The sequence below is a fragment of the Streptomyces sp. NPDC000348 genome (assembly GCF_042898795.1).
In the GTDB taxonomy this organism is placed as follows: Bacteria; Actinomycetota; Actinomycetes; order Streptomycetales; family Streptomycetaceae; genus Streptomyces.
Genome location: NZ_JBIAZD010000009.1, coordinates 325078 through 348622, shown reverse-complemented (window position 1 = coordinate 348622; position 23545 = coordinate 325078). Strand labels below are relative to the sequence as shown.

25 protein-coding genes and 4 pseudogenes are annotated in these 23545 nt (G+C 68.0%); 16 read left to right on the top strand and 13 right to left on the bottom strand.

Annotated elements, in window-relative coordinates:
* Positions 1 to 271: 271 nt before the first annotated feature.
* Positions 272 to 877, bottom strand: a complete 606-nt coding sequence (locus tag ACFY3N_RS20425) for a lytic polysaccharide monooxygenase (protein ID WP_390818078.1) — start codon at positions 875 to 877, stop codon at positions 272 to 274.
* A gap of 1392 nt (positions 878 to 2269) precedes the next feature.
* Here ACFY3N_RS20425 and ACFY3N_RS20420 point away from each other — a divergent pair.
* From ACFY3N_RS20420 to ACFY3N_RS20410, 3 genes and pseudogenes are all read left to right on the top strand, one after another.
* Complete coding sequence (locus tag ACFY3N_RS20420) at positions 2270 to 3043, top strand: calcium-binding protein (protein WP_390818077.1); 774 nt, start codon at positions 2270 to 2272, stop codon at positions 3041 to 3043.
* Positions 3044 to 3300: 257 nt separating this feature from the next.
* A complete protein-coding gene (locus ACFY3N_RS20415) occupies positions 3301 to 4188 on the top strand; it encodes a hypothetical protein (RefSeq protein WP_390818076.1) in 888 nt (295 codons plus the stop codon).
* Positions 4118 to 4364: pseudogene (locus tag ACFY3N_RS20410) on the top strand (IS5/IS1182 family transposase); the annotation flags it as partial. The gene ACFY3N_RS20415 and the pseudogene ACFY3N_RS20410, both read left to right, overlap by 71 nt.
* 166 nt (positions 4365 to 4530) lie before the next feature.
* Here the strand turns inward: ACFY3N_RS20410 and ACFY3N_RS20405 are convergent.
* Complete coding sequence (locus ACFY3N_RS20405) at positions 4531 to 5061, bottom strand: hypothetical protein (RefSeq protein ID WP_390818075.1); 531 nt, start codon at positions 5059 to 5061, stop codon at positions 4531 to 4533.
* Between the two features lie 370 nt (positions 5062 to 5431).
* Here ACFY3N_RS20405 and ACFY3N_RS20400 point away from each other — a divergent pair.
* Positions 5432 to 6142: pseudogene (locus ACFY3N_RS20400) on the top strand (IS256 family transposase); the annotation flags it as partial.
* Between the two features lie 771 nt (positions 6143 to 6913).
* On the opposite strand, the gene ACFY3N_RS20395 reads toward ACFY3N_RS20400, so the two are convergent.
* Complete coding sequence (locus ACFY3N_RS20395) at positions 6914 to 7492, bottom strand: DUF6461 domain-containing protein (protein ID WP_390818074.1); 579 nt, start codon at positions 7490 to 7492, stop codon at positions 6914 to 6916.
* A gap of 313 nt (positions 7493 to 7805) precedes the next feature.
* On the opposite strand from ACFY3N_RS20395, the gene ACFY3N_RS20390 reads away from it, so the two are divergent.
* Complete coding sequence (locus ACFY3N_RS20390; protein ID WP_390818073.1) at positions 7806 to 8273, top strand: SRPBCC family protein; 468 nt, start codon at positions 7806 to 7808, stop codon at positions 8271 to 8273.
* A gap of 915 nt (positions 8274 to 9188) precedes the next feature.
* Here the strand turns inward: ACFY3N_RS20390 and ACFY3N_RS20385 are convergent.
* The 3 genes from ACFY3N_RS20385 to ACFY3N_RS20375 form a co-directional block, all read right to left on the bottom strand.
* Positions 9189 to 9455 carry a DUF6199 family natural product biosynthesis protein gene (locus ACFY3N_RS20385; protein WP_390818072.1) on the bottom strand — a complete coding sequence of 89 codons (267 nt, stop codon included), beginning with the start codon at positions 9453 to 9455 and terminating at the stop codon, positions 9189 to 9191.
* Between the two features lie 294 nt (positions 9456 to 9749).
* Entirely contained in the window at positions 9750 to 10184 is a 435-nt protein-coding gene (locus ACFY3N_RS20380) for a transposase (protein WP_390818071.1), read from the bottom strand.
* A gap of 573 nt (positions 10185 to 10757) precedes the next feature.
* Positions 10758 to 11045: a helix-turn-helix domain-containing protein gene (locus tag ACFY3N_RS20375; RefSeq protein ID WP_390818070.1), complete on the bottom strand. Its 288-nt coding sequence runs from the start codon at positions 11043 to 11045 to the stop codon at positions 10758 to 10760.
* Between the two features lie 65 nt (positions 11046 to 11110).
* On the opposite strand from ACFY3N_RS20375, the gene map reads away from it, so the two are divergent.
* Positions 11111 to 11893, top strand: coding sequence for a type I methionyl aminopeptidase (gene map, locus ACFY3N_RS20370; RefSeq protein ID WP_390818069.1), 783 nt, complete (start codon positions 11111 to 11113; stop codon positions 11891 to 11893).
* 166 nt (positions 11894 to 12059) lie between these two features.
* On the opposite strand, the gene ACFY3N_RS20365 is transcribed toward map, so the two are convergent.
* Entirely contained in the window at positions 12060 to 12434 is a 375-nt protein-coding gene (locus ACFY3N_RS20365; RefSeq protein WP_390818068.1) for a winged helix-turn-helix transcriptional regulator, read from the bottom strand.
* Positions 12435 to 12511: 77 nt separating this feature from the next.
* Between ACFY3N_RS20365 and ACFY3N_RS20360 the strand changes: the two genes are divergently transcribed.
* The gene (locus ACFY3N_RS20360; protein WP_390818067.1) at positions 12512 to 12922 is read left to right on the top strand and encodes a RidA family protein; all 411 of its coding nucleotides are present in this window, start codon (positions 12512 to 12514) and stop codon (positions 12920 to 12922) included.
* Positions 12923 to 13162: 240 nt separating this feature from the next.
* Here the strand turns inward: ACFY3N_RS20360 and ACFY3N_RS20355 are convergent, their stop codons facing one another.
* Both ACFY3N_RS20355 and ACFY3N_RS20350 read right to left on the bottom strand, forming a co-directional pair.
* Positions 13163 to 14125: an alpha/beta hydrolase family protein gene (locus tag ACFY3N_RS20355; protein WP_390818066.1), complete on the bottom strand. Its 963-nt coding sequence runs from the start codon at positions 14123 to 14125 to the stop codon at positions 13163 to 13165.
* Between the two features lie 142 nt (positions 14126 to 14267).
* Positions 14268 to 14459 (bottom strand): hypothetical protein, encoded by a 192-nt coding sequence (locus tag ACFY3N_RS20350; protein WP_390818103.1) that lies wholly within the window; start codon positions 14457 to 14459, stop codon positions 14268 to 14270.
* Between ACFY3N_RS20350 and ACFY3N_RS20345 the strand changes: the two are divergent.
* Positions 14368 to 14890, top strand: a pseudogene (locus ACFY3N_RS20345) (TetR/AcrR family transcriptional regulator). The gene ACFY3N_RS20350 and the pseudogene ACFY3N_RS20345 sit on opposite strands and share 92 nt — an antisense overlap.
* Positions 14891 to 15376: 486 nt before the next feature.
* On the opposite strand, the gene ACFY3N_RS20340 reads toward ACFY3N_RS20345, so the two are convergent.
* From ACFY3N_RS20340 to ACFY3N_RS20325, 4 genes are all read right to left on the bottom strand, one after another.
* The gene (locus tag ACFY3N_RS20340; RefSeq protein WP_390818065.1) at positions 15377 to 15610 is read right to left on the bottom strand and encodes a hypothetical protein; all 234 of its coding nucleotides are present in this window, start codon (positions 15608 to 15610) and stop codon (positions 15377 to 15379) included.
* Between the two features lie 85 nt (positions 15611 to 15695).
* Positions 15696 to 16487: a hypothetical protein gene (locus tag ACFY3N_RS20335; protein WP_390818064.1), complete on the bottom strand. Its 792-nt coding sequence runs from the start codon at positions 16485 to 16487 to the stop codon at positions 15696 to 15698.
* A 184-nt stretch (positions 16488 to 16671) separates the two neighbouring features.
* Entirely contained in the window at positions 16672 to 16944 is a 273-nt protein-coding gene (locus ACFY3N_RS20330) for an IS3 family transposase (protein WP_390818063.1), read from the bottom strand.
* On the bottom strand, positions 16941 to 17240 hold the full coding sequence (locus tag ACFY3N_RS20325; RefSeq protein WP_390818062.1) for a transposase: 300 nt from the start codon (positions 17238 to 17240) through the stop codon (positions 16941 to 16943). Before ACFY3N_RS20325 ends, ACFY3N_RS20330 begins: the two co-directional genes overlap by 4 nt.
* A gap of 44 nt (positions 17241 to 17284) precedes the next feature.
* Here ACFY3N_RS20325 and ACFY3N_RS20320 point away from each other — a divergent pair, with 44 nt between their 5' ends.
* The 8 genes and pseudogenes from ACFY3N_RS20320 to ACFY3N_RS20285 all read left to right on the top strand — a co-directional run.
* Positions 17285 to 17461 carry a hypothetical protein gene (locus ACFY3N_RS20320; RefSeq protein ID WP_390818061.1) on the top strand — a complete coding sequence of 59 codons (177 nt, stop codon included), beginning with the start codon at positions 17285 to 17287 and terminating at the stop codon, positions 17459 to 17461.
* A gap of 109 nt (positions 17462 to 17570) precedes the next feature.
* Positions 17571 to 18404 (top strand): ADP-ribosylglycohydrolase family protein, encoded by an 834-nt coding sequence (locus ACFY3N_RS20315; protein WP_390818060.1) that lies wholly within the window; start codon positions 17571 to 17573, stop codon positions 18402 to 18404.
* Between the two features lie 83 nt (positions 18405 to 18487).
* Complete coding sequence (locus ACFY3N_RS20310) at positions 18488 to 20689, top strand: glycoside hydrolase domain-containing protein (protein ID WP_390818059.1); 2202 nt, start codon at positions 18488 to 18490, stop codon at positions 20687 to 20689.
* Positions 20690 to 20716: 27 nt separating this feature from the next.
* Complete coding sequence (locus ACFY3N_RS20305) at positions 20717 to 21034, top strand: hypothetical protein (RefSeq protein ID WP_390818058.1); 318 nt, start codon at positions 20717 to 20719, stop codon at positions 21032 to 21034.
* Between the two features lie 44 nt (positions 21035 to 21078).
* Complete coding sequence (locus ACFY3N_RS20300; protein ID WP_390818057.1) at positions 21079 to 21660, top strand: twin-arginine translocation signal domain-containing protein; 582 nt, start codon at positions 21079 to 21081, stop codon at positions 21658 to 21660.
* Positions 21661 to 21752: 92 nt separating this feature from the next.
* Positions 21753 to 22271 (top strand): hypothetical protein, encoded by a 519-nt coding sequence (locus ACFY3N_RS20295; RefSeq protein WP_390818056.1) that lies wholly within the window; start codon positions 21753 to 21755, stop codon positions 22269 to 22271.
* Between the two features lie 80 nt (positions 22272 to 22351).
* Positions 22352 to 22528, top strand: a complete 177-nt coding sequence (locus ACFY3N_RS20290; protein WP_390818055.1) for a hypothetical protein — start codon at positions 22352 to 22354, stop codon at positions 22526 to 22528.
* A pseudogene (locus ACFY3N_RS20285) lies at positions 22516 to 22736 on the top strand (IS5/IS1182 family transposase); the annotation flags it as partial. The gene ACFY3N_RS20290 and the pseudogene ACFY3N_RS20285, both read left to right, overlap by 13 nt.
* Between the last annotated feature and the right edge of the window lie 809 nt (positions 22737 to 23545).

Here is a 23545-nt window from a genome sequence, read left to right as displayed (position 1 = left end):
GGATATTTACGGGGTGCTGCCATGGTGCTGGTGGTTCTCCTTCGCCAGGACCGTAACCCTGGCATCAGGGACTCCACAAATCTCAGTACAGCTCAGGGAGCCGACTACCGTGCGACTGCCGCGCGATCGAGTGTGTTCATACCAGGAGCACAGGGAGCCCCGTCGGAGCAGGGTGACCAAATGGGTCACCTGCCCCGACGGAGCTCGGTCGGCCGGGCGGCGGGTTACCGACACCCGGCCTGGGCCGGTGCCCTGTGCGGCGCTCTGCGGCTCAGCCGAAGTTCACGTCGCTGCACCACATGTAGGCCTGGTCGAGGTGCGAGGCCTGCCAGATCACGAACAGGATGTGGTGTCCGGTGTAGCCGGAGGTGTTGACGTTGAAGCTGATGTTCTGTGCCGGGGCGAAGCGGCCGGTCTGCGTGATGAAGTCGAGGTTGCCCCAGCCCAGGGTCTGAGTCTTGGGGTTGAAGCCCTGCTTGCTCACGTAGACCCTGAAGTAGTCGGCACCGTGGGACGCCTGGTCGTACAGCTGGACCGTGAAGTTGTTGCTGATGTTGGTCGTCTTCCACTGCCCGGGCTTGTCCAGGCTGGCGTTCCTCGAGAGGTTGTTGCTGCAGAGCGTCCCGTCGGGAGTCCGCGCCTGGAACTGGCCACCGAGGCCGTCGCGGAGCGCGCTCATCCAGTTCCACATGGTGTCGGGGTTGGCCTGGAACGCCTGATAGCACATGGGGTCTTCGGTCTGCATGGCCGGGCTCGTGTGGTTGCTGCCCCACGTCTTCCAGCACTGGTACGCGCGGGAGGCGGGGTTGACGATGGTGCCGTGAGCCTGGGCGGGGGCCGACCAGGTCAGTGCGCCGACAACCACGGCGAACACCATGACGAGCGCCTGGAGATACCTGCGGAGGGAAGACCGCGAACGCCCGGTTAACGGACTCTGTTTACGCATGTGGGGGAACTCCTTCCAGTTGCAAGACTGTCATGGGAGCGCTCCCAACGGTACGTCTTCTGGGTGAAATGTCAATGAAACAAACAGAGTTGATTACAGGGTGGGCTGTGAGCAGGGAATCTGCCGTGAGTCGGGAGTCGGAACCGCTCCCGGGACCGGAAAGCGAGGATTCGGCCTGGACCGGTGTGCGGGGCGATGCCGGGGAGGGGCGTTCACGGCGTGGCAACGGGACCCGTTTCTGGCGTGAGGGCTGTCCAGTTCCACAACGAGATCCCAGGTCTCGATGGTGTGCTTCCGTACACCCGAGTCGGCCTCGCCGGGCAAGTTGCCTGGTAGCAGCTGTGACTGTATGGCGCATCGGGCGGAGAACGCGACCGATGGCATGCAGCGGGAACGTGCCTGCTCCTCGGATCTGAACCGACGGCACTGGAGCATGGATGCCGTAGCGAGGGAAGCCACCAGCAACGCAGATCGGTCTCGGCGCGCTCCAACTCACCTGAGCCGCCACTGCGGCCCCAAGAAGCTCGCGGGCCAGGTGCCGGAACACTTCCCGGTGGACCGTCAGCCAGGCCATGGAGAAGAGGCCTGGCTGATCACGCCCGGGTCCGTTCCACGTTTGCTGACGCGGCTGTTCCATGCAGGGCTGCCCCGCGGTGAGTGGACGGCATGGGCTGCGGCTTGGCCGTCGCCAGTTCCCCGCTGGTGATGGTTCCCGCGCCGAGCCCTCCGTCCTCACCCACGTAGCGGCCACCAGCTCGACGATCCGGCGGTAGTCCACCGCGAGCACCTCCACGGTCGCCGCCTCGTGCCAGTGCGACACGACAGTCCTCGCGCCAAGGGCCTCTTCGACCACCGCCGATACCGCCCCGCGCACCCGCAGCGGGCACTCCCGCCGCGCCCGGAACGGCCAAGGCCTCGACGAGCTCCTCCCGGTCGATCACCCGACGCTCCAACACCGCTTCTGCCTCGGCGAATCCGACCGCGATTCGTTCCGCCCGAGGGCGAAGCTCCTCCGCCCGCACCCGGGCAACCGCCTTCCGCTCCTCCGGCAATCCCAACCATCGACCGCTTCGGCCGACTCGCCTTCGCTGAGCTGGAATTGAGCTGGCGAACCCTGCCATGGCGGCACCGGGAACATGCCTGATCAAAGAAGCCCGACCATCACATCCGGAGAGACATCGGTCTACCTCGACGCCGCGTCAATTCGCGGTCTTGCGGATCCTGGCCAGCAGGGGAGACTGCCTTTAGACCGGGTCCGCCCGGTCCCCGGCAGCAGCACGCCAAGCAGGTCGGGCCATCGTCACGCCACCGAGATGAGGTCTCATGAACCGAAACCGAGCCACCGTCGGCGCGGTCGCCGTGACCCTGTTCACCGCCGGCCTCGCCATCGGCCCGGCAGCCGCCGCCACCGCCGCCGCCGAGGCGAAGGCCCGCGTCGGAGCCGACTGGGCAACCCAGTCGATCGTCTTCACCGGTGCTGCAGCACAGACCAACAACCTCAACATATTCTCCATGTACACCAGCGACGGGATCCGGCGGATCGGCTTCAGCGACGTGGTTCCGCTCGAACCGGGCGACCACTGTGCGTACTCCAGACCCGAGGACACCACCTCCGTCGTCTGCGAACTGCCCGCCGACAGCCCCCGGCCCGACAGGATCGACGTCTTCCTCGGCGACGGCAACGACACGATCGCCGCCTTCACCCCCGGGATCGGCACCGTCAGCGGCGGCCCCGGCGACGACGAACTGCACGCCCACACAGCACGCACGGTGCTGGGCGACGCGGGGAACGACATGGTCATGGGACCCGCAGCCCTGCACGGCGGCGACGGCATGGACCACCTGATGGGTGACAGCAGCAACCAGCAGATGTGGGGCGGCCGGGGCGACGACATGATCGAGGGCTACGGCGGTGACGACACCGTGCACGCCGGCCCCGGCGACGACCACGCCATGGGCGGGGACGGCCGCGACATCGTCCTCGGTGGCCCCGGCAACGACACACTGGACGGCGAAGGCGGCGACGACCTCGTCTGCGGTGGCACCGGAAAGGACATCCTCGAAGGCGGACCTGGCCGCGACATCGTCCTCCCGTAAGTGCGCCTCCGTGCCCGAAGGCCCTGGTCCGCGGCGCGAACAGCGTCGCGGGCGCCGAGCCACCGCCCTCGGCGGCCCGCCACCCGAGCCGCGTCAACCGCGAACGCCGCAGACGGCAGGCCCCTGCGCGAGACTGACGGCACAGAGATCCGGGTCCGCCGGCCGGCAGCCGGGCGCAAGGACCGGGACAACTTCATCTCGGGCAAGAGCAAGCAGAACGCGGTCAAGACCACGGTCGTCACGGACAGGGAGGCCGCGTGCTCTTCTGCAGCCGGGCCAGGCCCGGCAACTGCGCGGACATCATCCACGCCCGCCAGTCAGGGCTGGTCAGGCTCCTGGCCAACGGCCCCGCGGTCGAGATCCTTGCCGACGCCGGCGACCAGGGACTGAGCGCCCAGACCGGCGGCCGGCGTCCACATCCGCTCCATCCCGGAGAAGATCACGCGCTGCATCGACAACGGATGGTTCGCCCCCCTCTCACCGATGCCGTGCGTCAGCTGCTCGAGCTCGACGGGCCGGCCTTCCGGCGGCGCATCGTCGCCGACGCCGCACGGCGGGACGCCCGGGACGATGCGCTGTGCCATCCGCCGGTCCTCAACCGGTGGCGTGACCAGCTCACCGAGGCCCTGGCCGAGATGGCTCCGAGCGCGGACAATCCTCACACCAAGTACCTGCACGACCTCACCCTCACGAGCCGGCCGCGAAGCGCCGCACGGCTCGGGCGACTTCACGATCGCCGGCGCCTGTTCGCCACCCTGCTGCAACGCCGATCGGAGGCCATCCGGCTGATCACCGCGCTCAACGACGGGATGTCCCTGGCCGAGCGCCGGGACCCCGGCTACGAGCTGCTGAAGAAGACCGGGGACCAGGCCTACGACGAGCTCGTCCGCCGCCACCCCGGCCTCTACCGGTACATCCGCACACGCCTGGCCCGGTACGAGACGCGCTACGGGCGCCTGCAGCTCACCGAGCCGAGGGCCAACTGCGTGCCCGGATCTACGACGAGCTGGACCGCATGCGCGCAGCACATCCGGCCTCGGTCCCGCACCGCACCGCTGACGTCCCGCGGGGGCCAGGTGTGCGAAGGACACCGTGCTCGTCGTGGACGGCACCCTGATCCCCGCCCGCAACCACTCCATCGCTGAGCGGTCGAAGAACTGCCGATACTCCACCCACCGCCAGGTCGTCATCGACGCCGATTTACGGCTGGTCGTCGTGGTCGGCCAGCCACTGACCGGAAACCCGCAACGACTGCCGGACGTGGGAGGAGCCCAATGGCCAGGACAGTCCCGGAAGCCTGCGGCCGGGCGGGGCCAGAGGCGGTCTTGAGCAGGGTGGCTGGCAGCGTCTTCCGGTCTCTGTTCCGCCGGTCACCGCTGTGTGGTCGGGCCGGTTCGACCGGCAAGGAGGGTGCGGTTTCGTGGCCCGCGGCTTTTCTGTCGGCGGCAAGCCGGGGTCGGCGGCGGCGCCGCCGCGTGTCGTGGCCGTCAGCCTCGTCGCCGGTCTCCCCACCAGGGAAGAATCGCGGGCAGATCGCCGAGCCCGCGAGAAGGTCTCTTGGGCATGGGCGTTTCGCCGTCATCGCCGTCCCAGCGGCGGCCGTACTGGTCTGGCAAGGTCCCCCAGCCCCAGTACGGCACCGGGCGAGAGGGGGTCTCGCCGAGTTCCTGAAGCGGATCAATGCGACGGTCCCCGACCGTGCACAGGTGTGCCCAGCTGTCCCCCAGGTCGAAGACGTAGGCGAACTGCTCGCCGACCTTCAGTTTGCTGAGCGTGGTGGAATGGCCGTCCAGCGTGTCCTCGGGGGCTTCGCCTTCCCACCACTGCAGTGGGCTGACGCCGGTCTGGTCGGCCAGTGTGAACATGTGCAGGTGGGCCAGGTCCCAGCGTCCGAAAGCCAGATCGATGGCTTCGGCGAGCTGGGCGAAGGAATGGGTGCGCGCCGCAGCGAGAACGCGGCCGGGCCACGGCCACAGGTCCGCTCCGTGTCCGGAGACCAGCTCCACACGGATGGACAACCAGGATCGTGACACGCTGCCGTGTTCCCCTTTTCGCAACCGCTGCTGGATCAGGAACGAGGCTACAGAAATCACCACCGGGCGGGGCCCGGGACGTCTGCACGGATTCACAGCATGATCATGACCAGGTGGTGTGGCGTTGTATGGGGTCAATACGGCTGAAGAAAGCTCCGATGAGGTCTCGACTGCAGGACGGGTGGGGGTGACCGTGGACGGCGTCCCGCTGTGTGGTGTAGGGGATCTCCGCGGTTGAGTGCGCGGGGTCTGCTCCCTGGAGTGCACCGTCTGCCGGTGTCTGCTCCCTGCTCAAGTGGCAGGCCACCGTACAACTGTCCGAGGTGAACGGGCAGTTCGAGCCCAGGGGTGCACGGTGGCCTTGTCCCGGCATGACCTGCTTCGCCTGCTTGAGTCACTACGTTCGGCCGATGGTCTTGAGCTCGTCCGCGAGGTCGCCGAAAGGCTGCTGCAGGAACTGATCGAGTCCGAAGCCACCGCGAAGATCGGCGCCGAGTGGGGCGAGCACACCGACACCCGCACCACCTGGCGCAACGGGCACCGCGAGAAGACGATGACCACGCAGGCCGGCGACCTCGAACTCGCGATCCCGAAACTGCGGGCCGGTAGTTTCTTCCCCAGCCTGCTGGAGCGCCGGCGCCGCATCGACCAGGCCCTCCACGCGGTCGTCATGGAGGCCTACGTCCACGGCGTCTCCCCCCGATCGGTCGACGACCTCGTCAAGGCCCTCGGCCCCGACACCGGCATACCCAAGAGCGAGGTCTCCCGGATCCGCACGGACCTGGACGAACAGCTGGACGCCTTCCGCACCCGGCCGCTGGACCACATCCGCTTCCCCTGCCTGTTCCCCGACGCCACCTACGTCAAGGCCCGTGTCGGCCACCGCATCGTCTCCCAGGCGATCGTGATCGCCACCGGCGTCACCCAGGACGGCGGCCGCGAGATCGCCGGCGTCATGGTCGGCGACAGCGAGACCGAAGCCTTCTGGGCCCAGTTCCTGAGTCACCTGCGCGAACGCGGCCTGAGTGACGTCCACCTGGCCACCGCGGTCCTCACCGAACTCCACGATGAATGGATCGCCTTCCCCCGCCGCCACCTCTCCAACGAGAGCACGGACGCCCTTCTACACCACGACAAAGGACATGGTCACGTCGAATACACCTACTTCGACAGCGAGGGCAAGATCGCCGGTACCGCACTGTTCGCCACCGCCCAAGAAGATGGACCTGTCCGTCACGAGCCTGCAGTAGAGCGAAACCGGCCAGCTCGTGATGCTGAAGTCGACGGGTGACCTCCCGCCGCTGACCATCACCTGGACCACCAAGTGCGCACCCACCTGCAGTCCCGGCAGCACCACATCGTGGACCAAGCAGCCGATCAGCGTGGGACAGCGCCTGGAGAAGGCGTACACGATCTCCGACACACCCGCGACAACATATGACTACCTCGACGTGACCTACGAACTCGACATCGACGTTCCCGACGCCGATCAGCTGGGACTCCGAAGTACGCTGCGACGACAAACTCTCCATCGCCAACACCTCCGGCTGTGTCGTGCTCTGGACCACCCCACCCTGTTCGTCTCCCGCGCCGACTACGGGTCATCCGTCGACACGATCACTGGGCGCAGCAGAATCTCTCCGGGCACCGGGACTCAAGAACACCGGCACACCATTGCACCGGCTTCAGAAGGACTCAGACCAGAAGGCCAATCGCCAGGCGATCTGCGGCACGACCAAGTTCACCAAGGAATCATTGATCGGTGCCTACGGAAACTTCGCCCAGAGCGCGCGTCTGGCTGAGGGTGACCCTCTAACCGGCAACCGCTGCCGGCTGTTCAGTCGGCCCGTACGGGAACGACGACCGTCGGCAGCGGCCCCGCCACTTCCCGCGGGTCCACCGCCAGGCCGAACTCACTCTCCAGCGCCTCCAGAGCGGCAGCCGGGTCGGAGAAGCCGTCATCCGGCTCGTCCAGGAAGAAGCCGACCCGCTCCAGGGCCTGGTTGAGCCCGTCTGGCTCCTTCCCGGACGCCGGGTCGAACCTCCATGAGTCGAACAGGGCGAGGATCTCCCCGTCATGGGCATGCGCCACGCGAACGGGACCGGCGATGAGCTGCCACACGGACACCGCTTCCGTACTCCTGGACAGCTCCTTGAGCACCGGCTTCCTGAACGGGACACCCATCTGCGGAAGCGCATCGAACACATACGCCCAACCCGCCCCATCCGGGCAGTACACCCGCACCGCCCAGCTGTCCGGGCCGAAGTGCTCAGCCACACCGTCGATGGGATACCGGGGCAGCGGATCCGGGCCGACGGCACCCAGCCTGGCCAACACGTCCGCCTCCCCCAGACCCCGGACCGCGGCCACACAGAACCACTCGTCCCCCAGCACATCGAACAACGTGGAAGCCATCACGACCCGCGCCTTCCCGGTCAGTATCCGCCTGGCGGCCGCCGACGCCACGACACACGCCTGAACTCCCGGTGATAAAAGCTGACGTCATGAAACCGGCAGGTGTCTGGTGGCCAGTCCTCCGGTTACCCGGCCACAGCAGACCACTTCGCTTCGATCCCCGTCCGCCCGAGGGCCAGGAGGAACAGTCGAGACCTGTGGATCGGCCTGTCATGCGACTTGTTGGTCGCCTCTTGATTCCTGGCTGGTTTCTTCGGCGGGTCGTTCGACGAGTGTGGGCTCAGCAGAACCTTTTGGGTCCTAGGATCGGGCCATGAGCAGGACCGACCGCGCCAGCCGGGTCATCGCGGCACCACCGGCGACTGTCTACGGCGCCCTCCTCGACAGAGAGTCGCTCGAGGCCTGGCTGCCGCCGGACGGCATGAGCGGGCGGGTCGAGCGGTGGGATCCCCGGCCTGGCGGCGGATTCCGGATGGTCCTCACCTACCTCGACTCCACCGACAGCCCCGGCAAGACCTCAGAGGCGACGGATGTCGTCGACGTCGGGTTCGCCGACCTGGTGCCACCGGAGCGTGTGGTGCAGCGGGCGGTGTTCGAGGCCGATGATCCGTCGTACGCAGGCACCATGACTATGACCTGGCACCTCGCCGCCGCCGGTGACGGGACCGAGGTGACCGTCACCGCCACGGACGTGCCACCCGGCATCGACCAAGCGGACCACGAAGCTGGGATCGCCTCCTCGCTGGCTCACCTGGCGTCGTACGTCGAAGCGGCCAGCTGACTCAAGTCGGCTGCGCCCAGGCCCGGCCACGAAACGTCGGCCTGCTCGGTGACCTTCAATCGATCACTCGGGAAGGTACGCCTTTCGCGCCAACCCGAACCCGATCCACAGGTCCTGAGCATCGCTCCGTGGCCGGTGCGGCCCTTGTCACACCTGTGACTGTTTGCGCCGAGCGGACCGGTTGGCGAGCAGAAGACACACCCACACCAGGACATGACAGGAGGACAAGGCAATGCCGGCTCCGCTGGCGCCCTCGGTCACCCGCCAGATCAGGAGCCCGAGGGCTATACACAGCATCGGCCAGTAGAGCCAGGTACTCCATCGCGCGCCCGGCATGGTCCATGAGGGCGGAATACGCGAACTCGAACGCCGCTGCATCAAGGCTCCCTTCTCGAGTCCCGTCCGCTTGTACGGGCTTCTTGCCTGGGAGGGGTTTGGGTCCAGGTGCCGAAAGGCGGCAGGAGACTGGAGGCGGGCCGGCCGAGGACGGCGCCGGGCAAGGGGCAGTCAGGCAGGCGGACGGCCGGTGAGGGACGGCAAAGTCGTTGTCCTGATCCGGCGGTAGGTCCTGAAGCCGTACCCGGTCAGTCCTGCCCAGATGACGGTACTGACCAGAGGCCACCACAGATCCCGTCCCCCCTCACCCCGGGCGAGATTGACGATCCAGTTCACCGCCCAGCTGACCGCAAGGACAAGCGCCACCCACCTGGCCCACCGCCAGATTCCCATGGTTCCCCGGGCACGCGCTTCCTGGGGGCTCCGCTTATTCTGCCGCAATCGTGTGCTATCCATACCTACCCGCCTACCCCCTGCCCGCCCCTTGCCTCCCGGCCTTTGACAGAGGGCCGAAAATGGACGGCCCCACCCGGCTTCAGAGATGCCCAAGGGGTGGTCTGAGGAGGGACTGGCTTGCGATCAGATGTTCCGGACGAGCATCCATGCGGCGACTGCCAAGAAGAGCACTCCGGTCACCCTTCGCACCGCATATCCCTTGCTGGTGGGCTCGGTCGCGTCAGGTTCCCTCACCCAGCCACGCTGGAGACGGCTGTTTACCCGCCAGAGCAGTTGAGGTCGTACGACCTGGACCAGGCCCATGATCAGGAAGAGGCACAGAGACAAGACGAGGACCGGGCTGGTGCCACTGTCTTCGGAGGAGGCCTGCACGGTCACATCATGATTCATGGAATCTTGAGTTCCCTGACGCAGACTCAGGAAGCGAGCGAGGCAGCCAGAGCTTCGCGATCAGTTTTGCTTTGCAGAGAGACTCGGGAACCGTTCTGGAGCATTGTTGGAGACCGTTGGATCACTTCAGAGGGTGTCTTCGTTCCCCTTGATGGGATGCTCCGATCTGGTCTCGATGGTCTTATCCGCAGTCGGCATGTGTCATCCACGTACAGGTTTCTATCGAGTATGCCCACCACCGGCTCAGTCGAGCAGGGGCAGGATCTGGGTGGCGTCACCTGCCGTTGCCACTGGTCAGCGACACCGCGAGCGGATGTCCTGGCCGTCGGTGATGATGTGGTCCTGCTGCCCGGCCGTGCGCGGTCGACCAGGCTGGGGCCGCTTCTGGGCCCCGTCGAGCAGCCCGGACGCGGGTGGGAGCGCCCCGGCGAAGCCAAGGGGAGAGCCGATCACCGCCCGCGACCAGTCCAGCTGGTTCTTCGGCCGCAGCTTGTTCAGCAGTTGTTCCCGGACGCCTGCCTCGTTCCAGGCCACCAGGCGCCGCCAGCAGGTCATGCCCGATCCGAAGCCGAGCTCCTGGGGCGGATACTCCCACTGGATGCCCGTATGGAAGACAAACAGGATGCCGCATAGGACCTGCCGGTCGGGCACTCGCGGCAGTCCCTCGGCCTGCTTCGGTGCCGGTTCGGGCAGCATCGGCTCGATCAGCGACCACAGTTCGTCCGACACGATCCACGGCCGTGACTGACGCCACCCCATGCACACCACCAATGAGCGACCAAGCCGACAGTCACACGATTAAACCGCTTTTGTCAGGGCCAGTAAGGAACGAGTCGACGGCTGAGTGGTTGCTCCTCATTGTTTCCTTCTGAGTGCGTTGGAGCGGTTGATGGCGGGGACCGTGGCGAGGCGGCAGGTCCCGGTGACCTGCGCGACCTCTTTTCGGTCCCAGGTCACCAGCCGGAAGGGCTTGTCAGTACTCGTGAGATGGGCGGGCAATTCCGGGCGGGTGCAGCCCTCGAGTTCGGTGTGGATGGAGGCGGCATCGAGAAGGAGGAGAGACCAGCTGGGCCGATCAGGGTGAAGGCCGGCAGGGGGACGGCGCTGATCTCCGGGTGGTGCTGGTGCTGGATGTGGTGGTGGACCGGGTCCATGCCGGACGGGCTGAGCACGGGGGCGGTGGAGCGGTCGCCGCACCACAGGCCGGGTACGAAGTTGGTGGCGTAGGAGTTCGGTGCGCCAGTGGTCGGCGTCGTCGTATTCGCCCAGCCACCCGACGACGTGACAGCGTCAGGAGTCCTGTCAGGCGGTGAGCTGTTCACGTGTGCTGTGACCGACCGTCGGGCTGACGCCGTAATCGGGCTTGTTGATCTCGGCCCACCCCGTGTCGAGGGTGTCGGCGATCGTTGCGACGGTCGGGAAGGCTGGGGTGGTCACGCGGCCCGACTCGATCTTCCTGAGTGTCTCCGGTGAGACGCGGGCGTCGAGCGCGATCGCGAGCATGGAACGTTCTCCCCGGGCCCGGCGCGGGAGGGCGTCGAGGCGCTGACCACGTGCGGCCCCTGCGGGGGTGAGCGGCAACCTGACCATGACCCCGACCCTAGACCGGTATAGTTTTACCGGTATAGTTATTGGATGCACGGGAAGAGCGTCACATGATCGAGATTCTGAACCCCGCCCTGCTGGCCCGAGCAAAGGACTCGGGCGCCCTGGTCGCGGACATCCTGCACACGCTGAAGGGCCGCACCACGGTCGGCACGAACCTGCTCGAGATCGACCGGTGGGCACAGAAGATGATCGCCGAGGCAGGAGCGCAGTCCTGCTACGTCGACTACGCGCCCTCCTTCGGACGCGGCCCGTTCGGCCACTACATCTGCACGGCCGTCAACGACGCCGTGCTCCACGGGCTCCCCCATGACCACACGCTCGCCGACGGAGATCTGCTGACTCTCGACCTCGCCGTCTCCAAGGGTGGAGTGGCCGCGGACGCCGCCATCAGTTTCATCGTCGGCGACACCAGGCCCCCGGAGAGCGTCGCGATGATCGAGACGACCGAACGTGCGCTGGCCGCGGGGATCGCCGCCGCCGGGCCCGGGGCCCGCATCGGTGATCTCTCCCACGCCATCGGCACCGTCCTCAGGAAGGCGGGCTACCTGATCAACACGGAGTTCGGAGGTCATGGCATCGGATCGACCATGCACCAGGACCCGCACGTCCCGAACACCGGACGGCCCGGCCGTGGGTACAAACTGCGTCCGGGACTGCTGCTCGCCCTGGAGCCGTGGGTCATGGCGGACACCGCCCAGCTCGTCACGGACGCCGACGGGTGGACGCTCCGCAGCGCGACAGGCTGCCGGACGGCACACAGCGAGCACACCATCGCCATCACCGACGACGGAGCCGAAATCCTCACCTTGCCCAAGCAGGCGCAGGCGTGAGACCTCAGAGCACTGTCACGTCGGCCGCCCGGACGAGGTGATCTTCGAGTCTCGGCCACAGGCGCAGGGGCACCCCCGACAGGTCGGCAGGGGTGCCCGTACACCTGGTTGGCGGCCGCGACGCGCCCCGGGGAGGCCGAGGCCGGCCTCTCCCGCGCGTGGTCCTTCAGGGGTGAGTTTCCTCTTCTCGCCTGTCGAAGTCTTCGCGTGCGCGTTCGATGGCGGGCATGTTCCGTGAGGCCCATGCCAGCAGTACGTCGACGGGGTGCCGGAGGGTCTTGCCGAGGGGCGTGATCCGGTACATGACCGCCACAGGGCGGGTGGAGACGACCTCGCGCTCGATCACGCCGTTGCGTTCGAGTCGCCGGAGTGTCGCGGTCAGCGATTTCTGCGTGACCTGGGGGATGGCCCGGCGCAGTTCGTTGAAGCGGCACGGGCGTTCGCAGAGTTCGTTGAGGACGCTGAGCGACCACTTGTCGAGGATCTGGTCGAGCAGTTCGCGGTGCGGGGCGTCGATGCGGAGTTCGTCGTCGGTATCCATGGCGAAACCTGGTCTCGTTGAAGTGTCCTTCTTCCACTAGGTAGCTTACGGATACTTATTTTGAAGGAGAGAAGACCATGACTGTTCAGTACTTCACGCCGGAAGGCATGCTGCAGCCGGTCCCGTACCACCACGTCGCCGTGGGCACCGGGACGAAGCACGTCCACGTCAGCGGGCAGATCGCGCGCCAGGCCGACGGGACCCCGGTCGCGCCCGGCGATCTGGCCGGGCAGGTCGCCCAGGCGCTGCGCAACACCTCCGTCGGGCTGGCAGGTGCGGGCGCGTCGTTCGCGGATGTACTGCGCCTGACGTTCTACGTGACCCAGTGGAGCCCGGAGAAGATCAGCGACTTCATGAGCGGCGTGGAGGCCGTCGCCAACGAGATCGGGCTCCGGCTTCCCCTGCCGCCGGCCTCCCTCATCGGTGTTGAGTATCTCTTCGAACCGGATGTTCTCGTCGAGGTCGAAGCGACCGCACTCCTCGACTGATCTTTGAGGCGATGCCGCCCAGCCGTGCCTTTACGCGGCCGTCGTAAAAGGGCGGCGGCGATTGGCCCGCTGCCGTCGGCTGCCGCCGGCGGCAGCCGATGACGGCTGAAGATCCTGGTGTCGAGGCACTCGCACCGCGGCAGCCGACTGCCCGGACGTCATTGTCAAGTGCCGGTCTCTGCCTACTCCCGGGCGCCGGCAGTGTGGACATGCAATGAAGGACGTGTCCCCAGCGGGGGTCTACTTGGATTCGACTCGTCCTATCGGATCGGGAGCGCTCGTCAGCGCCTCGCGTGCGGCCTGCCATGCGGGGTCACCCGGGTGAAGCCGGGTGCGGAGGTAGGCCGCGGTGAGCCGGGCGAGGGCGGCGACTCGTTCGGGGTTCTCGTCGGTGGTCTCGGCGGCGTCGTAGCCGGCGATCCCGCCGAGTCCGTGCTCCGCGCCGAACAGGGTGAGTAGGGCTTTGGGTCCGGGGGCGAGGGTGTAGGGGTCGGCGTGCCAGTCCGGACCCATGTCCGTGAAGTGCCGGGAGTCGTCCTTCCCGCCGGCGACGACCAGCGCGGGTGTGGTCATGGTGGAGAAGTCGATGGTCCGGAAGACCGGCAGCGCGTCGCCCATCGGTCCGTTGAGGACGTCGCCCCTGCCGGGCGCGGCGAGCAGCACGCCCGCCTTGATCCGGGGTTCGAGAAGGCTCACCTCTCCCCCTTCGTCGGGATCGGTGACCTGCGCGCCGAGCAGGAGGCTGGAGGTGAAGCCGCCGAACGAGTGCCCGGCGACGGCGACTTTGGTGTGGTCGATCCGTCCGGAGAGCAGCGGTACGGCTTTTTCGATCATGTCGATTCGGTCGAGGATGTGGGACATGTCCTCGGAGCGCGAGCGCCAGAAGAAGGGCGCCCCGGGTGCGTCGGCGACCAGGTGACTCAGTGTCCGGGAGGTGAGGTGGGTGGGCTGGATGACCACGAATCCTTGAGCGGCCCACGAGTTGACGAGCGGCGCGTAGCCGTTGAGCGAGGAGAGGTTGTTCGAGGGGCCTTGACCGTGGGAGAGGAGGATGACGGCGAGATCGGTTCCGGTCGCGGGTGCGGAGACGCGTACCTGGAGGTCCACGGGACGTCCCGGCACGGGGAGGATGACGGGGCTGAAGGACAGGACCGGGACGGGCGTGCCCCAGGCGTCGGCGCTGATGGCGGTGGATGTACTCACGAGTGGGTTCCCTTTCGGTGGCACCTGCTGCCCGCCGGTCTCCTGCGACCGACAACGGACCAGCTGGTCAGAGACATCCCGCTTCGACCGACCTGAAGCGGAACGGCGCTCCACTTAGTATCCGGATCACTGTTCCGTTTTGTCAACCGGCCTGGAAGGAGCGTGTGATGACCACCGGCAGCCCTATGGGCGAGCCGCCGTCCCGAGGCAGGCGGGCCGACGCCCAGCGCAACCGGCAGACGGTGGTCGGCGCCGCCGCCGAGGCGTTCGTCACCTCCGGCGTGGACGCGCCGATCCGCCAGATCGCGGCCCGGCCGGGTGTCGGGACGGGCACGATCTACCGCCACTTCCCCACCCGGGCGGATCTCGTCACCGCCGTCTACCGCCACCAGATCGAGGCATGCGCCGAGGCCTGCCCGAACCTGCCGGCCAGTGCCGACTCCCCCGTTCGAGGCACTGCGCCAGTGGATCGACCTCTTCGTCGGCTTCCTCGTCACCAAGCACGGGCTCGCCGACGCCCTGCAATCCGACGACGACCGCTTCGCCGCGCTGCACACCTACTTCCTCGATCGCCTGCTGCCCGTCTGCACCCAACTGCTCGACGCGGCGGTCGACGCCGGCGACATCAAGCCCGGCACACAGCCGTACGAACCGATGCGCGGCATCGGCAACCTCTGCACCGGGCGCGACAACGACCCCCGCTACGACCCCCGACACCTGATCGCCCTCCTCCTCCAAGGACTCCAGCGACCCCAAGCCTCCTGACGCCGGCAAGCGGTATTGCAGCCTGGCTCCTCCGCGCATCCACGCGATCCGAGCGGCCGCACCTCAACAGCCGGTAGACGCCGGCAGGCAACTGAACCGCTCCGGGAGGGAATGCAACAGCCGCGGTGGTCACCATGGAGTACCTCCGACGGACGGCGACCCGCAGCTCGGGGGCGGTACATCCAGCACACCGCGCCGACCACCGGCGCGACGATCAATCCTCCTTTCGCGAAAGGCGTCTGCGCGTCGCGCAAACGGTCTTCCCACGTCCGGCCGGTGCCCGCCCCCGTAGGTGCGGTGCGGGAGGGACGCGTGCCCGTTGTCCCACTCCGGAACAGCACGACAGCACTGAGCCTCTGCCAGCTCAAAGAGGCAGGTCGAAGGGCTGGTGTGACCCGCACTCGGGGAACTCGCCCCGGCCGTGAGCGGCAGTCCAGGGAGAAGACCGTTCGTCAGGGGCCGCTCTCCTTGGAGCTCATAACGCGTTCACGGTCCGGTCTTCTTGAGGCGTGCCCAGCAGATGAGGCTGCAAGCCAACGAGACGAAAGCCTCATGGAGTTCGATACGTCGTTCCCAGCGGACCGCGAGGCGTTCGAACCGGTGGAGCAGGGCGAAGGTCTGCTCGACGACGTAGCCGAGCTCGCCCAGGCCCTTGGTGTTCGGGGAGTCCTCGCGGGAGACCACCGCCTGGATGCAGCGGCGTCGCAGCTCACCGCGCACAGCCTTCGAGCTGTACGCCTTGTCGCCCAGGAGGCACTCCGTCCGTCGCCGCCGCGGCCCGGCCGCGGCGGCGACGGACGGGATGTCATCGACAAGGTCGAGAGACTGGGTGCTCGGTCGTGCTGACGTGCAGCGTGGTGCCCTTGCCGTCGTAGATCAGATGGTGCCCGCTGCCCGTCTTCCGCCGGTCGACCGGCCGCGGCTCCCCCTCTTTCGCGCGCACGTGGAAGCCATCCACGCATGCGCGGATCGTCGGCGGTGCGTGCCCCGAAGGCGCGATGTCCTTCGGGGCACACGGCAGGAGTACGGGTTCAGACGTTGTAGCCGCCGTGGGCGTCCAGCACCGCGCCCGTGCCATACGACGCGGCGGGGCTCGCTCGCCGCGGCCGTCGACCGGCACCTGGCCATCCACGACGGAGCCGGCTCCCGTCCCCACCGCTCCGACGCGGCGCACGTCGACGCGCTCGCTTGCGCCGGAGTTATCCAGGTCACCTATCGCATCATGGCTGCCGGCGACCTGCGCGAAGCTCTCGTCTCGCTCACGCCCGAGGAGAACCGGAGCCGAAGCGGAATCCCGCCCACGCGGCACCTGATCCGGGGCAACAGCTTCAAGAAGCAGCGCAGCGCATGCTCCGAGCGCTTCCAGCTCGCCGCCGATACGATCGTTCCCACCTCCCGGCGCACCGGCAGGGACGGACTCCGCCTCCCCTCCCCCGGCGTCGGCTTCCGGCCCGGCGTCCCAGTCGGCGGGCTCGGTGGCCTTCCACCGTTCGTCGGTGAGCCTGGTGCCGCAGCCGGCGCACACCGGGCGGCGGGCCCCCGGCTCGGCCCGCTGCTGTTCGGCCGCGCAGCGCAGCTGCTTCTTGCGCTCCCGCATCCGGGCTTCATGCTCGGCCCGCTGGCGGGCGTCGGCCGCTTCGCGGCGGGGGTTGCCGATCGTCGGTGTTCGCCTGGTCCGCGGTGAAGTCGCGGCCGATCAGGTCCGGGACCTTCGCCGCGGCCGCGTCGGGGACGGTGGTGCGGTGCCTGCGGCGCAGGCGGAGCCCGGCCGGCCCGATCGTCTACATGATCCGGATGACGCGCCTGTGATTCACCACCTCGCCGTTCACCCGGAACTCGGCGGTGGCCCTGGGGACGCCATAGGTGCCGTCCGAGGCCTGACGAAGCGTGCGTATCCGGGCAGCGAGCTTCGCGTCGACGGCCTGGCGGGCCACCCTCACGGTCGCTGTCCTGCACCAGTAGGAGAAGCTCGAGCGGGCGATGCCGAGGATGGTGCACAGCCGCTTCACGCCGTGGCGGCGGTGGTGGTCGGCGACGAACTGGAAGCGGTTCACCAGCGCGTCTCCCCGGCGAAATACTTCGCGGCCTTGCGCAGGATCTTGCGTTCTTCCTCCAGCTCACGGACCTTCTTCCGCAGCGCGGCGCTCTCCGCCTCCAGCGACGTGGGCGGCCCGGCGGGTGTCTCCGCGCGGCGTCCCTGCGGCCGGCTCGCACCGGCCGCCCGGACCCGGTTCCGCAGGGTTTCCGGGTTGATGCCCGAATCGGCAGCGACCTGGCGGATCGTCGCCTCGGGTCGCGACTGGTACAGCGCGACCGCGTCCGCCTTGAACTCCGGCGGATAGTGCTTCATGACCACGATATGTCCGTTCTCAGATCCTCAGGATCCAGTGTCTCGTGTGTCCGAGATCAGGGGGCAAGGTCCGTTTCCAGACCCGCGCCGTGCTGGGCGCCCCCGGAGCGCTGGGCGCGGCGATGCTCGACGCGGCCCACCCCTTCACTGCCGGCAACGACCGCAGCGTGGGGAACCGCCCGTTGATGCGCACCGGCGTCGTCGCCCTGGGGCATCTCTGAGACGCCGCCGAGGTGGCCCAGGCCGCCACCGCCGTCAGCGCGCTCACCCACCCGGCCCCCCGACTGCGCCGACGCCTGCGCGCTGCGGTGCTCCGGTATCCGCACCGCGGTGCTGCACGGGACCTTCGAGGACGTGCGGGCCGGCCTGGACCTGCTCCCCCGCCGACCGCCGGGAGGTGTGGGCGCGGCGGCTGGTCGAGGCGGAGGCCGAGCCACCGCACCACTTCGCCCACAACGGCTGGGGCGTCGACGCGCTCCAGGCCGCCTGGTCGGCGATCACCCGCACCGCCGTTCCGAAACTGAATCCGCCGAGAACAGCTTCTCCGCGCGGCACTTGGGCCTCGCCCTGGAGGCGGCGGTACGGACCGGGACGGACACCGACACCGTCGCGGCGATCGCGGGCGCCCTGCTCGGCGCGCGCTGGGGCTGTCCGGCATCCCGCCGGCCTGGCAGCAGGCGGTGCACTGCCGGCCCGGCCTCACCGGAGCCGACCTGGTCCGGCTGGCGGTGCGCACCGCCCGTGGCGGGAGCGACGACACCCAGGGCCGGCCCTCGGCGCCGCGCATGCCCGTCGGCGGCCACCGGGGGTCGCCGTCCGGCGGGGACGCTCTGGGAGTGGCCGTTTCGAGTGACGCCTGTTGGGGGGCGAGGGGCCGTCCGGGTGGGCGGCGAACCGGCGGCCGGCCCAGGACGCAACCCCGGAGGCGGTCCCGCCTCGGCGAAGGCCGCCGGGGCGGGCGTCCGGGGCGGCGGCGGGCGTCATGTCCGACGGGTGAGATCCGGCCAACGGGCGTTGATCGCCGCTGCCGCCCTGGTCCCTCGCTTCACTTCCGTCGCACAGGAAATATCTGGGTTCGGCACTCAGCTGCCGTCCCAACCATGCGTTTTGTCATGCCATGATCATTCAGCCACGTTTCCCTGCCGGTCTTGCCTTGGTCCGTGAGGCCCTGCCTAGAGTGATCGTCACGTGACCGGCTTGACCGGTCCGCCAGGGGACGCGTAGATCAACGGGGGGGTTGCTTCGGCATGGCCGACGAAATGGTGCTCAGGGCACAGAGATTCATCAATCTGACCTACAACAACGGCGCGGCGCTGGGGATATCCAAGCTCGCCGAGGACGGCAGGACCGGCTGGCCCGTCATGTACGCCCTGACCCGGGCATTGCAGTACGAGATGGGTATCACCAGCCTCTCGGATTCCTTCGGGCCGACCACACTGTCCACGCTCCAGTCGAAGTACCCGGAGCTGAACGACTCCACGGTGCCGTCGGCGAACTTCTGCCGCATCCTGCAGTCGGCCCTGTACTGCAAGGGTTACGACGGCGGTGAGATCGACGGCATCTACAACGGACGCGTCAAGGACGCGGTGGCCAAGCTGAAGGCCAACATGGGCGTCGACACCGTCTACGCGGGCAGCTCCCTGGAGCCGAAGGTCGTCAAGGGCCTGCTCAACATGGACGCCTACGTCACGGTCAGCAACGGCTCCGAGGAGATCCGTTCGATCCAGCAGTGGCTCAACAGGCGTTACGTGGGCCGTAGGGACTTCTACCTGATCCCGTGCGACGGCCATCACTCCCGCGACGTCGCCAAGTCCATGCTCTTCGCGATCCAGTACGAGCTGGGCATGGCGGACGGCACCGCCAACGGCGTCTTCGGCCCCGGCACCCAGTCCGGCCTGAAGAACCACACGGTCGCGGTCGGCACCACCGGCACCTGGGCCTCCCTGTTCACCGCGGCGATGATCCTGAACAAGCGGAACGTGCCCTTCGGCAACTTCACCGGGGACGTCAAGACCGGCGTGGAGTCCTTCCAGTCCTTCGCCAAGCTCCCGGTCACGGGCGTCGGCGACTTCCAGACCTGGGCGTCCCTGCTCGTCTCCTACGGCGACCAGACCCGCAAGGGAACCGCCTGCGACGGCGTCACCAAGATCACCCCGGCCCGCGCGCAGGCCCTGAAGGACGCCGGTTACAAGTACATCGGGCGCTATCTGTCCAACCCGTCCAGCACCAGCCTGCCGGAGAAGCAGATCCAGCCCGGCGAGCTCGCGACCATCAAGCAGTACGGTCTGCGCTGCTTCCCGATCTACCAGACCTGGTCCCGCTCGGCCGACTACTTCAGCTATCCCCAGGGCTGCATCGACGCGACGAACGCCATCGAATGGGCCCAGATCCACGGCTTCAAGCCGGGCACGATCATCTACTTCGCGGTCGACTACGACGCCCAGGACGGCGAGATCACCGAATACGTCCTGAAGCACTTCCGGGGCGTCTACCGCACCGTCGGTGAGAACTCCGCCTACGGCGTCGGCGTCTACGGCCCGCGCAACGTCTGCCAGCGTGTCTCCGACGCCGGATACGCCTCCGCCGGCTTCGTCTCCGACATGTCGTCCGGGTTCTCCGGCAACCTCGGCTACCCGCTGCCCACCAACTGGGCGTTCGATCAGATCGCCACCATCAAGGTCGGCTCCGGGGACGGCGCCATCGAGATCGACAACAACATCGCCTCCGGCCGGGACATCGGACAGGGCGACTTCGACCCCGGGGTCCCGGTCAACTCCGACCTCGACGTCGACTTCGACAAGGCGACGTACCGGGCGGCGGCACTCAAGGACGTCCAGGCGTATCTGACGTCGATCGGCGTCCCGGAGACCGGCGGCGAGGGCTGGACCGTGGACGACGACTGGGTGACGTACGACGTCATCTCCACGACAGAGGCGTTCAACAAGGTCATGGACGCCGACTGGCTGTTCACCAACCTGGCCAGGGCCCTGAAGCTGCGCAAGGCGCTCATCCAGGCACCGGTGCTGTGGGAGCTGCGCAAGCTGAACCCGCTCGACGCGCTCGCCGACGAGGCGGTGAAGGCCGGGCTGAAGGACGACTGCAGCACCGGCTGGGGGCAGATCTTCGCCTGGGTGACCATCGCCGCCCGCAACTACTGCATGGACCAGGGCATCATCCACGGCACTCCGCTCACCGGCTCGGACACCCGCGCGGTGTGGGACAACCTCCAGGAGCCCGAGTACAACATCCCCTCGGTGGCCTACCTGACCATCTACAACGCGCACCAGCTCGGCATCGCCCGCCCGTCGCTCACCACCAGCCAGGCCGACAGCCAGAAGCTGCTGGCCCGCTACAACGGCACCGGCGACAAGGCCGAGAAGTACGGCCGCGAGCTGATCGGGCTCTACAACGTGCTGGAGAACTACAACAAGCTCAGCCGCGCCCAGTAGGCCGGACTGATCGTGAAGAATGAGCGCATGCGGAAGCTCTGCGTCCCCTTCGTCGTGAACCTGTTGTTCGGGGTCCCGGCCGTCGTTCCTCTGTTCCTGGCGTGGTACATCCTGGCCAACGGGCCGCTGGCGGCGGCCGGCTGGACCATGCAGGACCCGAACGAGAACGACGGGATGCTGCTCTGGCTGGTCATCGCCGCACCGGTGTTCTGCCTGTTCGGCCTGGCCTGGGGGCTGGCCAACACCTGGCTGCGGCGCCGGACACCGGTACGGGGCTCCCGCTACTGGCCGGTGTGTGCCGCCGCTTCCCTCGCGCCGTTCTTCGTGATCTTCGGTCTGTTCTGACAGCTGATTCAGCTCATAGGGAGACAGGAAACGTGGATCACGACATGACACGGCGTACGGTCGTCAAGGCCTGCGCCGTCATCGGCGGGGCCGCGGCCGTCGGTTCGGTGCTGCCCGCCACCACGGCGGTGGCCGACGAACGACGCGGGCCCCGGCGTCCGGCGACTTCCGCGAACGGCTGGACGATCCAGCCGAACGCGGACCTCGACTCACAGGTGTGGACCCGCCCGGTGGCCGGCACGGGACTGGCCGTACCGGTGTGGATCGGCGACGTGGAGACGGTGCTCGTGCACGTCGTGCGCCGCTTCCACTACGAGGTGCAGGAGCTCGCGGCGGTGGACCTGGCCGGCTGGCACCCTGCCAAGGGCCTGCGCCGTGGCCTCCCGGACTCCAACCTGGCCTCGGGCACGGCCGTTCGGATCCGGCAGGGCGCCGGTGCGGAGGGCTCGCTGTTCCCCCTCCAGGTCGCCGCCGTACGGGACATCCTCGCGGACTGCCAGGGCGTCGTCCGCTGGGGCGGCGACGACAAGCCGGTCGACGAGTCGCTCTTCTACATCGCGGTCGGCCCGCACGACGAACGCCTGCCCCGGCTGGCCACCACCCTCCGCGAGGCGACGTTCCGCTAGGCACGGATCGCGGTGGGGCTCCGTGCCCCGCCGCGACGGCCGCTTCGAACTCCAGTTCACATCATCGATGCGTATGACGGAAGGAACCGACCATGAAGCGAATACTGGGCGTGCTCGCCGCCACCACGGCCGCCATGGGCGTACTGCTCACCCCGGCGTCCGCCGCCGGGCAGTCCGTCGCCCCGAAGGTGACGGTCGCCGCCGACGCCGACGGCGAGACCAGGGCGTGGGCCGCCGCCAACCCGCAGGAGGCCGTTGCCCAGGCCACGGAGTGCGGCGGCAACTACAACACGCTGGTCTACGTCGACGGCGACCTCCCCGGTGACGTCAACGGCGACGACGGCAGCATGGCCGCCTACGCGGGCGGCGGGCTGCTCTGCGTGATCTTCAAGAACGAGACACCGGGCAACGCCAACTACATGTTCCTCCAGGCCTGTCCGGGCACCAGCGCCAGCAGCGCATGCGGCACCGACGACGGCTACTACAGCAAGTTCGCCGGCCCGCTCTACATCAGCCAGGGCACGGGCGGCTGCTGGACCGCCTCGTACAAGATGAAGACCGAGGCGGAGGACCGCTACCTCATCAACGGCAAGCGCAGCTACAGCTGCTGACAGCAGATGAGAACCCGCAGGCCGGGTGACGCTCTCACCGGCGCCGCCCCGGCCACCTCCCGGCGAGCTCCCAGTCCGACGTGATCGCCCCCGGCCACAAGCGCGCGAGCACCTACTACGTGGACAACGGCGCCACGGGCGCGATCACCGAGGAACTCCTGGAATCCCCGCTGATCCACGGGTGGGGTGACACGGGACGACGGGCTGTCGGGGGCCGGCTCGCCGGGTTCCGGCAGTCGCTACCGACGTCGAAGTAACCCGTCGCGCCCCCGCCAGAAGGACTCCAGGGTGATTCCGCGGCGCCGGGCCACCGGGCGGGCCTTCGGCCGGCTCATGCGCCACCGCCGTCTCGCCCGCGGCTACGAGACCCACCCCCACCGCGCCGAAGCCATGATCAAGGTGGCCATGGTCGACCTCATGAGCCGACGGTTCACCCACGAATCCACACCGAACCGGCGCGCCTCCTGTATGCGCCAAGTTCAGGAGGCGGAACCCCGAGCAGGATATTGCCAGTCGGCCGGGGCGATCGCATTCCCTTCCGTGTCGCCGAGGTGGAAGCAGTTGCCGTTGACCCACACCGTGACCGATTCGGGCCGATGGCCGAGCTGGAACGGTTCGTCCCCACGCGGAGGCCCGGACCATGGTCCATCCGCTGCAGGCACGTGGGTGACAACGACCCATATCCGCTTCGGGAGAATCTGACGCGTTTCCGCCCAGGGCTCCACGGTCAACTCCAGCGCGGCCTCATCACCGTTACCGAGCAACAACCGCGCTGTTCCGCGGCGACCATTCCCGGCACCCCTCCTTGCCTCTACGGACGATCCCACCTGCACCTGCAGGCCCTACGGGCCCACATAGCCCGATCGCCACACGCACGATCGCCTGATCCAAGCGGCTTTGTCGCCCGAGTTATCAAACAGCCCTGCCGGGACAAAATACTCTTTTATTTGCTGAAAGGTGCTTCCCAAGAAGGTCACCGCCGGTGCACTCGCTGCCGAGGGCTGCACAGCCTGATCGACCAACCGGCGGGCTTGGGCGGAATCTCTTTACCCAGCTCATGGCCTCTCGGACTTCAGGCGGTGCTGGTCCCGTGGGCGGGCCGCCGCATCGCTCCGCCCGCCCACTGCGTGTCGTCATGAGGTCCTGCACAGGTTCTGCTCCACCGGTGCCCTCGAGGGCCGGATTCCCGCCGGCGTGTGCGCGCGGCGCCGGGGCAGCCGATGTGTCCGTCGGTCCGGGATGGTCGACCGTGCCGAGCCGGTCGGGGGAGGGAG